Origin of the sequence: Jiella sonneratiae (assembly GCF_017353515.1) — a bacterium.
GTDB classification, from domain to species: Bacteria; Pseudomonadota; Alphaproteobacteria; order Rhizobiales; family Rhizobiaceae; genus Jiella; species Jiella sonneratiae.
The window spans coordinates 235,634-252,430 of sequence record NZ_JAFMPY010000005.1; the positions used below are offsets into that span (position 1 = coordinate 235,634).

General features: G+C 70.5%; 20 protein-coding genes and 1 pseudogene. 13 read left to right on the forward strand and 8 right to left on the reverse strand.

Annotated elements, in window-relative coordinates; translation table 11 throughout:
• Positions 1-43: 43 nt before the first annotated feature.
• Positions 44-1,576 carry an acyl-CoA carboxylase subunit beta gene (locus J1C47_RS06920; RefSeq protein WP_207350007.1) on the reverse strand — a complete coding sequence of 511 codons (1,533 nt, stop codon included), beginning with the start codon at positions 1,574-1,576 and terminating at the stop codon, positions 44-46.
• Positions 1,577-1,940: 364 nt separating this feature from the next.
• Between J1C47_RS06920 and J1C47_RS06925 the strand changes: the two genes are divergently transcribed.
• From J1C47_RS06925 to J1C47_RS06970, 10 genes are all read left to right on the forward strand, one after another.
• Positions 1,941-2,465 carry a DUF4405 domain-containing protein gene (locus J1C47_RS06925; protein WP_207350008.1) on the forward strand — a complete coding sequence of 175 codons (525 nt, stop codon included), beginning with the start codon at positions 1,941-1,943 and terminating at the stop codon, positions 2,463-2,465.
• Positions 2,466-2,750: 285 nt separating this feature from the next.
• The gene (gene atpD, locus J1C47_RS06930; protein ID WP_207350009.1) at positions 2,751-4,190 is read left to right on the forward strand and encodes a F0F1 ATP synthase subunit beta; all 1,440 of its coding nucleotides are present in this window, start codon (positions 2,751-2,753) and stop codon (positions 4,188-4,190) included.
• Positions 4,187-4,615, forward strand: coding sequence for a F0F1 ATP synthase subunit epsilon (locus J1C47_RS06935; RefSeq protein ID WP_207350010.1), 429 nt, complete (start codon positions 4,187-4,189; stop codon positions 4,613-4,615). The genes atpD and J1C47_RS06935 overlap by 4 nt, the downstream gene beginning before the upstream one ends.
• Positions 4,612-4,941 carry an AtpZ/AtpI family protein gene (locus tag J1C47_RS06940; RefSeq protein WP_342591944.1) on the forward strand — a complete coding sequence of 110 codons (330 nt, stop codon included), beginning with the start codon at positions 4,612-4,614 and terminating at the stop codon, positions 4,939-4,941. The genes J1C47_RS06935 and J1C47_RS06940 overlap by 4 nt, the downstream gene beginning before the upstream one ends.
• Positions 4,938-5,231, forward strand: coding sequence for an N-ATPase subunit AtpR (locus J1C47_RS06945; protein WP_207350011.1), 294 nt, complete (start codon positions 4,938-4,940; stop codon positions 5,229-5,231). Before J1C47_RS06940 ends, J1C47_RS06945 begins: the two co-directional genes overlap by 4 nt.
• Positions 5,228-5,920 (forward strand): F0F1 ATP synthase subunit A, encoded by a 693-nt coding sequence (locus J1C47_RS06950; protein ID WP_207350012.1) that lies wholly within the window; start codon positions 5,228-5,230, stop codon positions 5,918-5,920. The genes J1C47_RS06945 and J1C47_RS06950 overlap by 4 nt, the downstream gene beginning before the upstream one ends.
• 11 nt (positions 5,921-5,931) lie before the next feature.
• On the forward strand, positions 5,932-6,174 hold the full coding sequence (locus J1C47_RS06955; protein ID WP_207350013.1) for a F0F1 ATP synthase subunit C: 243 nt from the start codon (positions 5,932-5,934) through the stop codon (positions 6,172-6,174).
• A 7-nt stretch (positions 6,175-6,181) separates the two neighbouring features.
• The gene (locus J1C47_RS06960) at positions 6,182-6,925 is read left to right on the forward strand and encodes a F0F1 ATP synthase subunit B family protein (RefSeq protein ID WP_207350014.1); all 744 of its coding nucleotides are present in this window, start codon (positions 6,182-6,184) and stop codon (positions 6,923-6,925) included.
• Positions 6,926-6,927: 2 nt separating this feature from the next.
• Positions 6,928-8,475, forward strand: coding sequence for a F0F1 ATP synthase subunit alpha (locus J1C47_RS06965; RefSeq protein WP_207350015.1), 1,548 nt, complete (start codon positions 6,928-6,930; stop codon positions 8,473-8,475).
• A complete protein-coding gene (locus J1C47_RS06970) occupies positions 8,468-9,310 on the forward strand; it encodes a F0F1 ATP synthase subunit gamma (protein ID WP_207350016.1) in 843 nt (280 codons plus the stop codon). Before J1C47_RS06965 ends, J1C47_RS06970 begins: the two co-directional genes overlap by 8 nt.
• An 18-nt stretch (positions 9,311-9,328) precedes the next feature.
• Here the strand turns inward: J1C47_RS06970 and fabI are convergent, their stop codons facing one another.
• The 3 genes and pseudogenes from fabI to J1C47_RS06985 all read right to left on the reverse strand — a co-directional run bounded on the left by fabI (position 9,329) and on the right by J1C47_RS06985 (position 12,395).
• Positions 9,329-10,129, reverse strand: a complete 801-nt coding sequence (gene fabI / locus J1C47_RS06975) for an enoyl-ACP reductase FabI (protein WP_207350059.1) — start codon at positions 10,127-10,129, stop codon at positions 9,329-9,331.
• A 126-nt stretch (positions 10,130-10,255) separates the two neighbouring features.
• Positions 10,256-10,654: pseudogene (locus J1C47_RS06980) on the reverse strand (MaoC/PaaZ C-terminal domain-containing protein); the annotation flags it as partial.
• Complete coding sequence (locus J1C47_RS06985) at positions 10,623-12,395, reverse strand: PHA/PHB synthase family protein (protein ID WP_245396401.1); 1,773 nt, start codon at positions 12,393-12,395, stop codon at positions 10,623-10,625. The gene J1C47_RS06985 and the pseudogene J1C47_RS06980, both read right to left, overlap by 32 nt.
• Before the next feature lie 212 nt (positions 12,396-12,607).
• Here J1C47_RS06985 and J1C47_RS06990 point away from each other — a divergent pair, with 212 nt between their 5' ends.
• Entirely contained in the window at positions 12,608-13,012 is a 405-nt protein-coding gene (locus tag J1C47_RS06990) for a host attachment family protein (protein ID WP_207350017.1), read from the forward strand.
• Positions 13,013-13,026: 14 nt separating this feature from the next.
• Complete coding sequence (locus J1C47_RS06995) at positions 13,027-13,362, forward strand: c-type cytochrome (protein ID WP_207350018.1); 336 nt, start codon at positions 13,027-13,029, stop codon at positions 13,360-13,362.
• A gap of 43 nt (positions 13,363-13,405) precedes the next feature.
• Here the strand turns inward: J1C47_RS06995 and J1C47_RS07000 are convergent, their stop codons facing one another.
• Positions 13,406-14,038 (reverse strand): DsbA family protein, encoded by a 633-nt coding sequence (locus tag J1C47_RS07000; protein ID WP_207350019.1) that lies wholly within the window; start codon positions 14,036-14,038, stop codon positions 13,406-13,408.
• A gap of 450 nt (positions 14,039-14,488) precedes the next feature.
• Between J1C47_RS07000 and J1C47_RS07005 the strand changes: the two genes are divergently transcribed.
• The gene (locus tag J1C47_RS07005) at positions 14,489-15,088 is read left to right on the forward strand and encodes a class I SAM-dependent methyltransferase (protein WP_207350020.1); all 600 of its coding nucleotides are present in this window, start codon (positions 14,489-14,491) and stop codon (positions 15,086-15,088) included.
• A 5-nt stretch (positions 15,089-15,093) separates the two neighbouring features.
• On the opposite strand, the gene J1C47_RS07010 is transcribed toward J1C47_RS07005, so the two are convergent.
• The 3 genes from J1C47_RS07010 to J1C47_RS07020 are packed head-to-tail and all read right to left on the reverse strand — an operon-like array spanning position 15,094 to position 16,787.
• Positions 15,094-15,525 carry a DUF6691 family protein gene (locus J1C47_RS07010; protein ID WP_207350021.1) on the reverse strand — a complete coding sequence of 144 codons (432 nt, stop codon included), beginning with the start codon at positions 15,523-15,525 and terminating at the stop codon, positions 15,094-15,096.
• 11 nt (positions 15,526-15,536) lie between these two features.
• Entirely contained in the window at positions 15,537-15,971 is a 435-nt protein-coding gene (locus tag J1C47_RS07015; protein WP_207350022.1) for a YeeE/YedE family protein, read from the reverse strand.
• Between the two features lie 30 nt (positions 15,972-16,001).
• Positions 16,002-16,787 carry a sulfite exporter TauE/SafE family protein gene (locus J1C47_RS07020; protein WP_207350023.1) on the reverse strand — a complete coding sequence of 262 codons (786 nt, stop codon included), beginning with the start codon at positions 16,785-16,787 and terminating at the stop codon, positions 16,002-16,004.
• Positions 16,788-16,797: the final 10 nt, after the last annotated feature.

The following is a 16,797-nucleotide window of genomic DNA, read 5'->3' on the forward strand; positions in this document are numbered from 1 at the left end:
CCGATCACGAGGGCCGATCACGAGGGCCGGTCACGAGGGCCGGTCACAGGGGGATGTTGCCGTGCTTGCGGAGCGGCGCCGTCACCGCCTTGGTCTTCAGCATCTCGAAGGCCCGGATCACCCGCCGCCGCGTCGAATGCGGCATGATCACCTCGTCGACGAAGCCGCGCTGGGCGGCGATGAACGGATTGGCGAAGCGGTCCTCATACGCCTTGGTATGCTGGGCCAGCCTCTCGGCGTCGCCGGCATCCTTGCGGTGGATGATCTCCGCCGCGCCCTTCGCCCCCATCACCGCGATCTGGGCGCTCGGCCAGGCGTAGTTCACGTCGGCGCGGATGTGCTTCGACGCCATCACGTCGTAGGCGCCGCCATAGGCCTTGCGGGTGATGACGGTGACCTTCGGGACCGTCGCCTCGGCATAGGCGAAAAGCAGCTTCGCCCCGTGCTTGATGATGCCGCCGAGTTCCTGGGTGACGCCGGGCAGGAAGCCCGGCACGTCGACGAAGGTCAGGATCGGGATGTTGAAGGCGTCGCAGAAGCGCACGAAGCGGGCGGCCTTACGCGACGAATCGATGTCGAGGCAGCCGGCCAGCACCATCGGCTGGTTGGCGACGACGCCGACGGTCGAGCCGTTGAGCCTGACGAAGGCGGTGACGACGTTGGGCGCGAAGTCCTTCTGGATCTCGAAGACGTCGCCTTCGTCGGCGACCTTTCCGATCAGTTCGGCCATGTCGTAGGGCTTGTTGGGATTGTCTGGGACCAGCGTGTCGAGGGCGTGGTCGAGCCGCGCCGGATCGTCGAGGGTCTCGTAGACCGGCGGCTTCTCGCGGCACGACAGGGGCAGGAATGTGAACAGCCGGCGCATCTCGGCCAGCGCCTCGACGTCGTTGTCGAAGGCGCCGTCGGCGACCGAGCTCTTCTTCGAATGGGTCGAGGCGCCGCCGAGCTCCTCGGCGCTCACCACCTCGCCGGTGACGGTCTTCACCACGTCCGGGCCGGTGACGAACATGTAGCTGGTGTCGCGCACCATATAGACGAAGTCGGTCATCGCGGGCGAATAGACCGCGCCGCCGGCGCAGGGCCCCATGATGACGGAGATCTGCGGGATCACGCCCGACGCCTGGACGTTGCGCCAGAACACCTCGGCATAGCCGCCGAGCGAGGCGACGCCCTCCTGGATGCGCGCGCCGCCGGAATCGTTGAGGCCGATCAGCGGCACGCCGTTCTGGACGGCAAGGTCCATGATCTTGCAGATCTTCTCGGCATGGGTCTCGGAAAGCGAGCCGCCGAACACCGTGAAGTCCTGGGAAAAGACGTAAGCCGGCCGCCCGTCGATGGTGCCCCAGCCGGTGACGACGCCGTCGCCGGGAATCTGCTGGGCCTCCATGCCGAAATCGGTCGAGCGATGCGTCTTGAAGGTGTCGTATTCCTCGAAGGAGCCCGGGTCGAGCAGCGCCTCGACGCGCTCGCGCGCGGTGAGCTTGCCCTTGGCGTGCTGGGCGTCGATCCGGGCCTGTCCGCCGCCGAGCCTGGCCTCGGCGCGGCGCGCTTCGAGCTTTTCGATGATCTCGATCATCAGGCGCGATCCCTTCCCTGCGGGGCGGCGGGGTGCGAGCCGCCACGCCGCGCCGTTCCGGTCCCGGCCGTCGCACGGCCATGGCTCCGGGTCGAAATCGCCTTGCCTGCCATCAATCCTCCCTCCGGTTCTCGGCGGCTGCCGCGCGGCACCCGCACGGCCCGTCGCCCGGGCGCCGCCCACCGCAGGAATAATGGTCGGCGAAGGAAATTGCCAAGACCCGGCTCCGGGACGCAGGGCGACGGGGCTCAGGAGTTCAGTAACACTTTGAAGCCAATTTTCGCACATCGCGACGTTCGCCCGTGGCATGAAGGGGCATCGCCCGCCGCCCTGCCGCGGGCTCTCGGATTTACGGGGCTCGACCATGCCGAACCTTCTCAAGCGCTATGCCACTCCCTTCGTGACGGGGCTTTTCGTCGTCTCGCTGATTTCCGGCATCGCGCTGTTCTTCCATACCGGACCCGGCGCGCTGCATCCGGTGCACGAGTGGCTCAGCATGGTGCTGATCCTGCCCTTCGTCCTGCATCTGTGGCGCAACTGGCGGGCCTTCTCGACCTATTTCCCGCGGGCGCCGATGGCCATCGCGCTCTGCGTCTCGGCCGTCGCGACGCTCGCCTTCTTCGTGCCGGCCGGCGGCGAGACGACGCGCGGCGGCCCGCCGCAGTTCGCCTTTGCCGAAACCGTCGTCGGCAACGGCACCCCGGCAAGCGTCGCGCCGGTGCTCGGCCTTTCGGTCGACGACGTGACGGCGCGGCTGCAGAAGGCCGGCTTCACCGACGTCGCGGCGGAAAAGCCGCTGGGCGCGATCGCCAACGCCTCCGGCCGTTCGACCGCCGACGTGCTGCGCGCCCTCTCCGGGTCGCCGGCGGCCGAAGGCGCGAACCGGTAGCCGGGCGGCGGGTGACCCCCGCACCCCGCGGCGAATGCGTCGCGGGAGGCTGTCCCGTCGCGCCTGATCCTGCGGCTCTTCCCGGCCCCTGCCCCGGCACCGGCCCCGGTTCTGGCCCCGGTTCTGGTTCCGGCCGCCGTCGCGGATCCCGGCGCAAAGGCGGGCGGCGCCGGGCGACTTGATCCGGATCAAGGCCGGGTGGTCCGGTCGGCTTAGAATGCGGTGCAGCTTCACATTGTCAGGGACGGCCCTCGCCGCGTTGCGGCAGGGCCGGGTCGCGCCGCCATGCCGCAACGGATCGAAACCGGCGAAGTCGTCGCCGTCAGGGGCGCGGTGGTCGACGTGCGTTTCGCCGAGGCCGCCCTGCCGCCGGTCGAGTCCGCCCTGGTGATCGACCCGGGGGAGGATGGCGGCGAGCCGCTGCTTCTCGAAGTCCAGAGCCATCTCGACACCCGGACCGTCCGGGCCGTCGCCCTTGCGGCGACGACGGGCCTGCGGCGCCACGTCGGGGTCAGGGCGACCGGTGAGCCGGTGACGGTGCCCGTCGGCGAGGCGGTGCTCGGCCGCCTCATCGACGTGCGCGGCGCGGTCCGCGACGAGAAGGCGGCGCTTGCCCCTAACACCCCGCGCCGTCCGATCCACGCTCCGCCGCCGGCCCTCATCCAGCCGCATGCGGCCGGCGGCCTGTTCGAGACCGGCATCAAGGTGATCGACTTCTTCGCGCCGCTGCCGCAAGGCGGCAAGGCGGCGATGTTCGGCGGCGCCGGCGTCGGCAAGACGGTGCTGGTGATGGAACTGATCCACGCCATGGTCGAGAAATATCGCGGCATCTCGGTCTTTGCCGGCATCGGCGAGCGCTCCCGCGAGGGCCACGAACTCCTGACCGAGATGGACCGCTCCGGCGTCTTGGCGCGGACCGTCCTCGTCTACGGCCAGATGAACGAGCCGCCGGGGGCGCGCTGGCGCGTGCCGATGACGGCGCTTTCGATCGCCGAGCATTTCCGCGACGAAAAGCACCAGAACGTGCTGCTTCTGATGGACAACGTGTTTCGCTTCCTCCAGGCGGGAGCGGAGATTTCCAGCCTCCTGGGGCGGCTGCCCTCCCGCGTCGGCTACCAGCCGACGCTCGCCAGCGAGGTCGCGGCGCTGGAGGAGCGGATCGCCTCCGCCGCCGGGGCGGCGGTCACCGCGATCCAGGCGGTCTACGTGCCGGCCGACGATTTCACCGATCCGGCGGTGACGGCGATCTCCAGCCACATGGACAGCGCCCTCGTGCTGTCTCGGACGCTGGCGGCGGAAGGCTTCTACCCCGCCGTCGATCCGCTCGCCTCCTCCTCCGTTCTGGTCGATCCGGCGATCGTCGGCGAGGCGCATTACGCCCTTGCCGAGCGCGCGCGCCAGGCGCTCGCCCGCTTCAAGGAGCTGCAGGACATCATCGCGCTCCTCGGCGTCGACGAACTCGGCCCCGAGGACCGGCTGACGGTCCGCCGCGCCCGCCGCCTGCAGCGCTTCTTCAGCCAGCCCTTCGCCGTCACCGAAGCCTTCACCGGCATCGCCGGCAGGAGCGTCGCGCGCGCCGATACGCTGGCCGGCGTGAAGGCGATCCTCGACGGCGCGGCCGACGACTGGGCGGAAGACTCGCTCTACATGGTCGGCACGCTCGCCGACGCCGCCGCGAAGGAGGATGCGGCGAAGGCCGGGAGCGACGGGAAGGCGGCGGCATGAGGCTCAGCATCGTCACACCGCTGACCGTGGTGGTCGAGGAGGCGGGCGTTCGGGCCGTGCGCGCCGAGGACGCCAGCGGCTCGTTCGGCATCCTTCCCGGCCATGCGGGCTTCCTGACGGCGCTCGGGCTTTCCGTGGTCAGCTGGACGGCGAGTGACGGCGCCCGCCACCACTGTGCCGTCCGCCGCGGCGTTCTCGGCGTCGAGCAGGACGGCATGAAGGACGGCGGCCACGTCTCGGTCGCGACCCGCGAGGCGATCCGCGGCGACGATCTGGCGACGCTGCATGCCACGGTGCTGGCGCGGTTTGCGGCCGACCGCGAAGACCAGCGCCGCGAGCGCGCCGAGGCGACGCGGCTGGAGCTTGCCGCGATCCGCCAGATCATGCGCCACCTGCGGCAGGGCGCGGCGGGGGCGGGACCGTGAGCGAGGACCCGCGCCGCGATCCGCCCGGGCCCGGGACCGCCGGGCCGGAGCCGGACGAAACGCCGGACCGCCTGGCCGACACCGTCCGCGTCCGCGCCGAGCGGCATCGCCGCTGGCGCGAGGAGGGCGAGCCGGCGATCGCCCATCGCCTCGCCCAGATCGGCGTCCTCGGCTGGATCGTCGTCACGCCGATACTGATCGGCCTGTTCCTCGGCCGCTGGCTCGATCGGGCGGCAGGGACCGGCCTCACCTTCGCGGGCGCGCTTTTGATGGTCGGAGCCGGCCTCGGCGCCTGGTCCGCCTGGAAATGGATGAACCACGCATGAGCATCGCTTCCCCTGTCTGGATCGAAATTGCCGAAAGCGCCGCCCTCCTCGTCGCCGGGACCGGACTCGGCGTCCTGCATTTCGGCGCGCTCTGGCGGCAGGCGCAGGCGCTGGCGGCGGGCGACGCGCCGATCCGTGCCGCCGGGGCCGCGGCCCTGCGCTTTCTCGCGCTCGTCGCCGGCCTTGCCGCGGCGGCCATGCTCGGCGCAGCGGCGCTGCTGGCGCTTGCCGCCGGCGTCCTGATCGGCCGCGCCTTGGTGATGCGGCGGGTGGAAGGGGCGGCCCGGTGAAGACGCCGCTTTCCACCGAGCCCCTGTTCACCCTCGGCCCGGTCGCGATCTCCGAGCCGGTCGTCGTGACATGGGCGCTGATGGCGCTCCTGACGCTCGGCTGCCTTCTCCTGACGCGGCGGCTGTCGCTGCAGCCCTCCGGACTGCAGGCGGCGCTCGAAACCGTGGTCGAGGCGATCGACGGCCAGATCCGCGACGTCATGGGCGCCGAGCCCGGCCCCTATCGCTCCTTCGTCGGCACGCTCTTCGTCTTCATCCTTCTCGCCAACTGGTCTTCGCTGGTGCCCGGGGTGGAGCCACCGACCGCGCATCTGGAGACCGACGCGGCGCTGGCCGTCCTCGTCTTCTTCGCCGTCATCGTCTTCGGCATCCGGGCGAACGGCGTCGTCGGCTATCTGAAGAGCTTCGCGGCGCCCGCGATCTTCATGTTCCCGCTCAATCTCGTCGAGACCGTCACCCGCTCGCTCTCCCTTCTCGTCCGCCTCTTCGGCAACGTGATGAGCGGCGTCTTCGTCGTCGGCATCGTGCTGTCGCTCGCCGGGCTGTTCGTGCCGATCCCGCTGATGGCTCTCGATCTCCTGACCGGCGCCGTCCAGGCCTACATCTTCGCGGTTCTCGCCGCCGTCTTCATCGCCGGAACGGTCGCCGAAGGGCGGCCGCACGGCGCCCCGTCTCCCGAAGCATCATAAAGGACCACGCCATGAACTGGCTCGCCCTCGCCAGCATACTGGGTGCCGCCTTCGCCGTCGCCTTCGGGGCGATCGGCCCGGCGCTCGCGGAAGGGCGCGCCGTCGCGGCCGCGCTCGACGCCATCGCCCGCCAGCCGGAGGCCGCCTCGACCATCTCGCGGACCCTCTTCGTCGGCCTCGCCATGATCGAGACGATGGCGATCTACTGCCTCGTGGTGGCGCTGCTCCTGCTCTTCGCCAACCCGCTGGTCTGAGACGGCGATGACCCTCGACTGGTGGACCTTCGGCTTCCAGACCGTCAACGTCCTGATCCTCGTCTGGCTGCTTTCCCGCTTCTTCTTCAAACCGCTGGCGGCGATGATCGCCGCCCGGCGGCAGGCCGCCGCCGCCATGCTCGCCGAGGCCGACGCCGCCCGCCGCAAGGCGGTCGACGCTGCCGCGGCGATCGAGACGACGCGGGCGGGCTTTGCCGGCGAACGCGCCGGCATCCTCGATGAGGCGCGGACCGAGGCCGAGGCGCTGCGCCAGGAGATCCTCGCAAAGGCGAAGGCCGAGGCGGCGAAGACCGAGAGCGACGCCGAAGCCGCCATCGCCGGCAGGGTCGACGCCCAGAGGCGGGCGTTCGAAGAGGAGGCCGCGCGGCTTGCCGTCGACATCGCGGCGAAGCTTCTCGGCCGCATCCGGGCGCCGGCGCTGAGCGGCGCCTTTCTCGACGCGCTCGTCGAGGCGGTCGCGGGGCTGCCCGAGAGCGAGCGCCGGGCGATCGCCGCCAACGGCGCGCATTTTACCGCCGTCAGCCCCGCGCCGCTCGATGCCGAGGAACGGACCCGCTGCCGCGACCGGCTCGCGCAGGTTCTCGGCCGTGCCCCGGCGCTCGATTTCGCCACCGATCCGGGGCTGATCGCCGGCCTCGAACTGAAGGGCGAGCATCTGACCGTCGCCAACAGCTGGCGCGCCGATCTCGACGCCGTGCGCGCCGAACTCGCCCGCTCGAAGGACCGGTGACCATGGCGAGCGGAACGGCGGAGACCGCGGGCGCGGCGGACTGGGCGAAGCGGGCGAGACGACGCCTCGGCGCGGCCGGGATCGGCGCCAGGGCGCGGCAGATGGGGCGGGTGGAGGAGATCGGCGACGGCATCGCCATGATCTCGGGGCTGGCGGAGGCGCGGCTCGACGAGCTTCTGGATTTCGGCGGCGGCCGCTTCGGCTTCGCGAAGGTGCTCGAGGAGGAGAGGATCGGCTGCGTTCTGCTCGACGCCGGCGCCGGCGTCGAAGCGGGAGATGCGGTGTGGGGGACCGGCGACGTGGTGCGCGTGCCGGTGGGCGAGGGGCTGCTCGGCCGCGTCGTCGATCCGCTCGGCCGGCCGCTGGACGGCAAGGGCGAAATCGCCGCATCAAGCTTCGCGCCGATCGAGCGGCCCGCCCCGGCGATCACCGAGCGCGACGCTGTCACGCGGCCGGTCCAGACCGGGACGCTGGTGCTCGACGCCCTGTTCGCCCTCGGCCGGGGGCAGCGCGAGCTGATCATCGGCGACCGCGCCACCGGCAAGACCACCGTCGCGGTCGATGCGATCGTCGCCCAGAAGGCCAGCGACATGATCTCGGTCTATGTCGCGATCGGCCAGAAGAGCGGCAATGTCCGGCGGGTGATCGAGGCCCTGCACGACCACGGCGCGCCGGAGCGCACGATCGTCGTCGTCGCGAGCCCCTCCGACGCGCCGGGCCTGCAATGGATCGCGCCATTCGCCGGCATGACCATCGCCGAACATTTCCGCGACCGCGGCCAGGATGCGCTGATCGTCCTCGACGACCTCACCAAGCACGCCGCGACCCATCGCGAGATCGCGCTTCTGACCCGCCAGTCGCCGGGCCGGGAGGCCTATCCGGGCGACGTCTTCTACGTCCATGCCCGGCTTCTGGAACGGGCCGCGATGCTCTCGAAGGAAAGGGGCGGCGGTTCGCTGACGGCGCTTCCCATCGCCGAGACGGACGCCGGCAATCTCTCGGCCTACATCCCGACCAACCTGATCTCGATCACCGACGGCCAGATCGTGCTCGACGCCAGGCTGTTCAACGAGGGGCAGAAGCCGGCGATCGACGTCGGCACCAGCGTTTCGCGCGTCGGCGGCAAGACCCAGGCGAAGGCGCTGCGCGAGGCCGCCTCCACCATGCGCCTCGACTATGCGCAGTTTCTGGAGCTTGAAATGTTCACCCGCTTCGGCGGGCTGGCGGATGCGCGGGTGAAGGACCGCCTGAAACGCGGCGCGCGGATCCGCGCGATCCTCGGCCAGCGTCCGTTGCGGCCCTACCGGCTCGCCGCGGAGGTGGCGCTGGCGACGGCGGTGCAGTCCGGCATCGCCGACGCCGTCCCGCTCGACCGGCTGGCCGCCTTCGTCGAGGCGGTCGGCAGCCGGATCGAGGCGGAGGCCCCGGCCTTGGTCGCGCGGATCGAAACCGGGGGCGAGCTGGACGGCGAGGGCCGGCAGGCGTTGCGGGCATGGCTCGCCGGGCTTTCCGGGACGTTTTCCGGCAAGGAGCGGGCGGCGGATGAGTGAGCGCCTCTCCGACGTCGCCGCGAGGATCGAAGGCGTCCGCCAGCTCGGAAGCGTCGTCAGCGCCATGCGCGGCATTGCCGGCGCCCGCATCCAGAAGGCGCGGGAGGAGCTGAAGGCCGTCGACGCCTATGCCGCGATCGTCGAAGCGGCGCTCGGCCGCTCGCTGGCTCTCCTGCCGCGGCCGGCGCCGGGGAGCGGCGCGGCCGAAGGCCGCACGGTGCTGATCGTCTTCGCCGGCGAGCAGGGTTTTGCCGGGGCGTTTTCCCAAAAGGTGCTGACGGCGATCGCGGGCGACGACGGGCCGGTCTTCCTCGTCGGCTCGCGGGGCGCCGCGCATGCCGCCGAGCGGGGCATCGCGATTGCCTGGCAGCGGGCGATGCCCGCGCGGTCCGACGGCATTCCCAAGCTTGCCAGCGACCTCGTCGACGCGCTCTATCCCGACATCGCCGCCGGCCGGACGGGCGCCGTCGACACCGTCTATTGCGAGGCGTCGCGGGCGGGCGATCTGTCGATCCTGCGTCGCCGGCTGCTTCCTCTCGATCCGGACGTTCCCGGCGCCGCCGACGAAGCCGTCGAGCCGCTCCGCAACCTGCCGCCGGAAACCCTCGTCGCGGAGATCACCGCGGAGTTTCTGCACGCCCGGCTGATGCGCGCCGCGCTGCACGCCTTCGTCGCCGAAAACCAGGCGCGGATGAGTGCCATGGCCGCTGCCCGGCGCGACGTCGACCGGCGCCTCGCAGAACTCGGGGCAGCCTTTCGCCAGGTTCGTCAGGAGGCGATCACCGCCGAGATCATCGAGCTGGCCACCGGCACGGCGGCCAGCTCCTCGGCTTGAGGCGCCGCCGCGTGCGCCTCATGCCAGGATGTGTTCGCCGCCGTCGACCGGGATGACCGTGCCGGTGATCCGCCGCGCCGCGTCCGAAACCAGGAAGGCGGCGAGATTGCCGACGTCGCCGATCTCGACGAGATGGCCTTCGGGCGCCCGGGCGGCAGCCTTTTCCAGAAGTTCGTCGAAGCGGTCGAGGCCGCTCGCCGCCCTCGTGCGGATCGGCCCGGGCGAGATCGCATGCGCCCGGATGCCCTTCGGGCCGAGTTCCGCCGCGACGTAGCGCATGGCGCTTTCGAGCGCCGCCTTCACCGGACCCATCAGATTGTAGTTCTCGACCACGCGCTCCGAGCCGTAGAAGGAGACGGCGAGAAGGCAGCCGCCCTCACTCATCAGCGGTTCGGCGAGATGCGCCATGCGGACGAAGGAGTGGCAGGAGACGTCCATGGCGAGCGCGAAGCCGGCCGGGGAGGAATCCGTCACCCTGCCGTGGAGATCCTCGCGCGGGGCGTAGGCGATCGAATGGAGCAGGAAGTCGAGGCCGCCCCATTCGGCCTTCACCCGCTCGAAGACCGCTTCGAGCTGGCCCGGCTCGCGCACGTCGCAGGGCATGACGAGGTCGCAGGGCAGCGTGTCGGTCACGGACCTGACGAAGGGCTCGGCCTTGGCGTTGACGTAGGTCGCGGCGAGCTTGGCGCCGGCCCTGGCGAAGGCCGCGGCGCAGCCGGAGGCGATGGAGTGCTCGTTGGCGATGCCGAGGACGAGGCCGCGCTTGCCGCGCAGGTCGACGATCGGCGGCTCGCTGGCGACGCGCCGCCCGAGGTGGATTTCGGGCAGGACGACGCGCGGCCGCCGGATCTTCGCCGTCGGCGCCCGCACATGCGCCGTGCCGATGATCACCGGGGCGCCGTCCTGATTGGTGCAGAGACAGTCGAGGAAGAGATCGGGCTTGCCGTCGTCGGCCTTCTTGGTGACGGTGAGCGTCGCCGTCACCGTGTCGCCGATCGAGACGGGCCGCAGGAATTTCAGCTCCTGCGACAGATAGATCGTGCCCGGCCCCGGAAGCCGGGTGCCGAGGACGCTGGAGATGACGCCCGCCCCCAGCATGCCGTGGGCGACGACGTGGTGGAACATGTCGGTCGCCGCATAGGCGGGGTCGAGATGGGCGGGATTGACGTCGCCGGAGACGAGGGCGAACAGCTCGATGTCCTCTTGCGTGATCCTGCGGGAGAGGCTGGCCGAGTCGCCGACGGCGATCTCCGCGAAGGTGCGGTTCTCGATCGTCGCCCGGCCGGCGAGGGGATCGCTCATGGCTCGGCCCTCAGTGCTCGTGGACGTAGGTGCCCGGCGCATCGGCGATCGCCGGATGGCGCTCCGAGCCGGTCGGCGGCGGCACGATCTCCTCGCCCGAACGGGCGGCGAGCCATGCGAACCAGGCCGGCCACCACGATCCGTCGCGCCGTTCGGCCTCGCCGCACCACTCGTCCGGCCCGACATAGCGGCCGTTTGCCGGGCGCGTCTTCATCCGGAAGCGCCGGTTCGGATGGCCGGGCTCCGAGACGATGCCGGCATTGTGGCCGCCGGAGGTGAGGACGAAGGTGATCTCGGCGTCGCTGAGGAGATGGATCTTGTGCACCGAGCGCCACGGCGCGACGTGGTCGGTCTCGGTGCCGACGACGAAGAACGGCACGTCGATGTCGCTCACCGCGACGGGTTTCCCCGCGACCTCGAACCGGCCTTCGGCAAGGGCGTCTTCGAGGAAGAAGCGGCGGAGATATTCCTCGTGCATCCGCGCCGGCATCCGCGTGCCGTCGGCATTCCAGGCCATCAGGTCGCTGGCATGTTCGCGCTCGCCGAGAAGATAGCTGCGGATGAGCCGCGACCAGATCAGGTCGTTGGAGCGCAGAAGCTGGAAGGCGCCGGCCATCTGGCGGCTGTCGAGGGTTCCGCGCTCGCGCATCACGTCGGCGAGGAACGCCACCTGGTCCTCGGTGATGAAGATCTGCAGCTCGCCGGCCTCGGTGAAATCGGTCTGGGCACAGAGCAGCGTGACGCTCGCCAGCCGCGCGTCGCCGTCGCGCGCCATGGCGGCCGCGGCGACGGTGAGGAGCGTGCCCCCGAGGCAGTAGCCGCAGGCATGCACCTTCGCCCCGCCGCAGATATCCTCGACGGCGGCGAGCGCCGCCATCACCCCCTCGCGGCGATAGTCGTCGAAGCCGACGTCGCCGAGCTCGGGCCCCGGATTGCGCCAGGAGATGGCGAACACCGTGTGTCCGGCCGCGACGAGATGCCGGATCAGCGAATTTTCCGGCGACAGATCGAGGATGTAGTATTTCATGATCCAGGCCGGCACGATCAGCACCGGCTCGCGCGCCACGGTCTGCGTCGTCGGGCGGTACTGGATGAGTTCGATGAGCCGGTTGCGGAAGACCACCTTGCCCGGCGTCGCGGCGAGATCCCTGCCGACGACGAGGGCGGCCGGATCAGCGGGGCGCCCGTTCAGCGCCTCGGCGAGATCGGTGGCGAAATTCGCCGCGCCGTCGACGAGGTTGGATCCCATGGTCGCGACGGTCGCGTCGATGACTTCCGGATTGAGGCACGGGAAGTTGGTCGGCGAGGCGACGTCGGCGAACTGGCGCGCGGCGAAGGCGACGATCCGCTGGTGCCTCTTGGCAAGGCCCGGCAATTCGCGGGTCGCCTCGGCCCACCAGTCCTCGCCGAGCAGGAAGGCCTGGCGGTAGAGCGAATAGGGCATCGTCTTCCAGGCCTCGACGGCGAAGCGGCGGTCGTTCGCGGCCGGCTCGATCACCTCCTCCCCGGCGCAGGCGCGCAGGAACTTCTGCCAGTTGACCACCGCATGTCCGGCGAGTTCGGCCCGCCGCCACGGTGCGTTGGCGAGATGCAGGGCCCAGTCGGCCACCGCCATGCCGAGGCCGGAGGGCGACAGCCCGCCGGTGAGCCGCCCCTCGAAGGCATGCAGCCGCCCGTCCGGGCCGGCGGCATCGTCGCGGCCGGGGGCAGGGTCGGGCAGGGCTTCGCAGGGGGCCGGGAGACGCTCCGACGCGACCTGCACGGCGTTCGTGAACTGGTTCAACGCATGCCTCCGATCTCGTTCCGGCCCGTTCCTAGCCGCCGCCCCGGCGGCAGGCTTTGCGATAGATCAAGGGTCCGCATCCCCGCCCCCGCACCCCCGCACTCGCGCGCATCGCGGCGGGGAGGGTTTGATCTCGCTCAAGGCGAAGCGCGCGAAGACGCGGTGGGATACGCTTCGATAGCGGCCGAAGCCGCCCTGGCGGAGTTGCGAGAATGATCCTTCCGAACGGTGCGATCGTCGCCGTTGCCGACGGCACGACCCTGAAGCTCTTTCGCAATCGTGCGGCGGAGCCCCACATCGATCTCGCGGTCTGGGACGACCCGGAGATCGCGGCGAAGAATCCGGGTTCGGGCGGCCGGCATCGCCTGAGTTCGGCCAATCCCGATTCCGATCGCGGCGCCGAGGACGGCTTCGCCGCCGGCATCGCCGCCTGCCTCAACCAGATGGCCCTCGACCACGGCTTCGACCATCTGTTCCTCATCGCCGACCCGCGCACGTTGGGCGAGTTGCGTCGGCACTTCCACCCGAGGCTCCGCTCGAGGATCGTCGGCGAATTGTCCAAGGATCTCACCGCCCATCCGGCCGAGGACGTGGCGGAGGCGATCCGGCGGGCATGAGGGGGAGAACGCGCATGCGAGGCAACCTTGCGGCCACCGCGATGCACGGCCTTCGAACCGCGCTGGCGTTCTGCCTGCTCGCGCCCGGCATCGTCCATGCCGGGCCGAGAGGCGATCCGGCGGAGGGCAGGCGGCTTGCCGAACGCTGGTGCGCCAACTGCCACATCGTGTCGCCCGAGCAGCGCGCCGGCACCGCCGACGTCCTGACCTTCGAGGCGATCGCGAGGAAGACCACCGACTTCGATGCCCTCGCGGCCTTCCTTGCCGATCCGCATCCGGTCATGGCCGACATCGGCCTGACGCAGCGCGAGATCGCCGATCTCGTCGCCTATATCGCCAGCCTCCGCTGAGCGCTGGCCGTCGCGGCCGACAAACTTCGCGCTGCGTTCCGCACTATCCGTGATTGCGCGCCCTGGCCTTGGCGAGCGCCGCCTTGACGTCCTCCATCCGCGGCACGCCGGGAAACAGCACCGTGCCGGCGACGAAGGCCGGCGTCCCGCTGAAGCCGAAGCCGTCGGCCTGGGCGTAGTTGCGGCTCAAGAGCCCGTCGATCGCCGCCTTGTCGCGCCGGTAGTTCTCCTTCAGCACGGCGATCTTGAAGCCGGCCCCGACCAGCGTGTCGTCGATCATCTTGGTGGTGAGACGGCCCCTCGTCTTCATCAGCGCGTCGAGCGCCTGCGGCCGGTATTTGCCGGCGGCGAGCGTCAGCTGCGAGGCATAGACCGACTCGTCCCCGAAGATCGGCCAGTCCTTCAGGAGATAGCGGACGTTCCCGTCCTCGCGGACGAGCCTGCCGACGTCGGGATAGATCTTCTTGCAGTAGGGGCACTGGAAGTCGAAATATTCGACGAGATTGACGTCGCCGCGCGGATTGCCGAGGACCGGCGCGCCGGGATCGCCGAACACTTCCTGCGGCGTCGGGTCCGGCGGCATGCCGGCGGCCTTCGCCGCGCCGATTGCCGCTGCACCGAAGGCCGCGGTGGCGCCGACGAGGAAGCCGCGACGGCCGAGCGTCGGATGATGCATGCGAATTCTCCTTTTTGGTGATGGCCGAAGCGTCGCCCGGATGGGCGATCGCGCGAATCTGCGGGCCGGGCACGGCGATCGGCCCGAACTCCCACGCGAGAGAAGAGATGCCGTCGGTGCGTCGCCGATCGCGCCTTCTCTGCAGCGATCGTCCTGACGCGATTGCCTTGGGCGGCCGGTCGTCCCGATTCTCGTCGTCCCGATTTTCCCGTCCCCCGCCTTTCTCGGCCCCGACTTTCTCGGTCCCGATACGGGAGCCGGGAGGGCCGCCGGCTCTGCGGGGTCTTTCCGCCATCCCCGCAACCGGCACGGTCCTTGCGGTTCGTCGCGCGGCGGCAAAGTGTTACGTCCGCCTTGCAATCGAAGGGCCGCCGGGCTTCGCCCGTGTCTTTCGCCCGCCGCCGTCTTCGGCGACAAGAGGAGGGCCACGAGAGAAGGATCGTCATCACCATGATGGACTGGGACGAGCGCTACCGCAGCGAGGACTACGTTTTCGGCACCCTCCCCAACGCCTTCCTGAAACGCGAGGCGGGCCGGCTGCCGGCGGGCGGCGCGGTTCTCGCGGTCGCCGACGGCGAGGGGCGGAACGGCGTCTTCCTCGCCGAACGCGGTTTCGACGTGACGGCGGTCGACGCCTCGAGCGAGGGGCTGGCCAAGGCGAAGCGTCTCGCCGATCGGCGCGGCGTCGCGCTTCGGCACCAGAAGGCCGATCTCATCGCCTGGGACTGGCCGCTCGAAGCCTTCGACGGCGTCGTCGGCATCTTCATCCAGTTCGCCCCGCCCGGGGAGCGGGCGATCCTCTTTGAGGGAATGCGGCGGGCGCTGCGGCCGGGCGGCATCCTCATGCTCGAAGGCTACCGGCCCGAGCAGGTCGACTACGGCACCGGCGGCCCCCCGACCCGCGAGAACATGTATACGCGGGCTCTTCTGGAAGAGGCCTTCGCCGGCTTCGACATCCTTCTCCTCGAAGAATACGACGCCGAGATCGAAGAGGGCGCCGGCCATCGCGGCCGCTCCGCACTGATCGATCTCGTCGCCCGCAAGGGCTGACGGCATCAGGCCCGAGCGCCGGCCGTCCGGCGCTCCTTCATCAACGTCGCAAGGGCCATGCCGGCCAGCATCGCCGGCAGGAAGACCAGGGTGCCGGGTGCGGCGAGCGGCAGCGCCGTCCAGGCAGGGCCGGGGCAGAAGCCGCCGATGCCCCAGCCGACGCCGAAGGTGGCGGCGCCGAGGATCAGGTCGCGGTCGATGTCGTTGCGGCGGGGCACCTCGAAGCCGGCGAGCAGCAGCGGCTTCTCGCGCCGCCAGACGAGCCGGTAGCCGAGGAAGGTGGTGACCGCGGCGCCGCCCATGACGAAAGCGAGGCTCGGATCCCACGTCCCGAAGAGGTCGAGGAAGTTCAGGACCTTGGCCGGGTCGGACATGCCGGCGACGACGAGGCCGACACCGAAGAGGAGGCCGGAGAGGAAGCCGAAGAGGATGCGCATGGGATCGGGTCTCAGAGAAGGTGGCGCAGGACGAGGACGGCGACGAAGGCCGTCGCCATGAAGGTGAGGACCGCGACCAGCGAGCGGGCCGACAGGCGGGCGAGGCCGCAGACGCCGTGGCCGGAGGTGCAGCCGGAGCCGGTGACCGTGCCGAAGCCGACGAGGAGGCCGGCGAGCGCCATCGCGACGAGATTGCCGGAAACGGTCTGAGCGACCGGCGCGCCGGTGACCGCGAGGACGAGGAGGGGCGCGGCGATCAGCCCGAGGACGAAGGCGAGACGCCAGCTCCAGTCGTCGCGCCGGGCCGGCAGCGCGCCGGTGGTGATGCCCGAGATCCCGGCAATGCGCCCGAAGAGCGCCATCACCATGACGGCGGAAAGGCCGATCATGATGCCGCCGAGGGTGGAGGCGAGCGGCGTGAAGGGGGTGATCGTATCGAGTGGCATGGCAAATGTCCCGGTGACGGCGGCGCACGATCAGGCGAAGGCGGCGGCGCTCTTGTAGATCATGTAGACCGCGACGACGAAGATGAGGCCGGCGAAGGCGGTGTTGAGGGCGCCCTTCTTGGCCGACAGGAATCTGGCGACGAAGGCGCCGAGAAGCCCGCCGACGATCCCGCCGGCGACGAAGATGATGGCGAGCGGCCAGTCGACGAGGCCGGAGAAGGCGTAGTTCAGCGCCGTCGTCAGGCCGAAGGCCGCGACGGCGACGAGGGAGGAGCCGATGGCGTTGAGGATCGGCATTCCCGTCGAGGCGACGAGGCCGGGAACGATGAGAAAGCCGCCGCCGATGCCGAAGAAGCCGGAGAAGACGCCGGTGAGGCCGCCGAAGCCGAGCACCTTCGGTGCGTTCTCGCGGTTGCACTCGGCGCCCGGATCGCCGGTCTGGCGGCGGTTCCTGAACATCAGGATGCCGACGACGATCATCAGGAGCGCGAAGAGGAACAGAAGCTTCTGCCCGTCGATCGCCTTTCCGATGGTGGAGCCGAGCAGGGCGCCGAGGATGCCGGCGACGCTGTAGAACCCCGCGCAGCGCCATTTGACGTTGCCGAGCCGGGCGTGGCTGACGAGGTTGGTGCCGGCATTCGCCGCGACCGCGAAGGCGCTGGTGCCGATCGCCATGTGGGCGTTCGGAACGCCGACGAGATAGACCATCAGCGGCACGGCGAGGATCGATCCGCCGCCGCCGAACAGGCCGAGCGTCAGTCCGACCAGCGAGCCGGAAACGGCGCCGAGGGCGTATTGCAGCGGTTCGAGGGTCATGGCGGTGCTG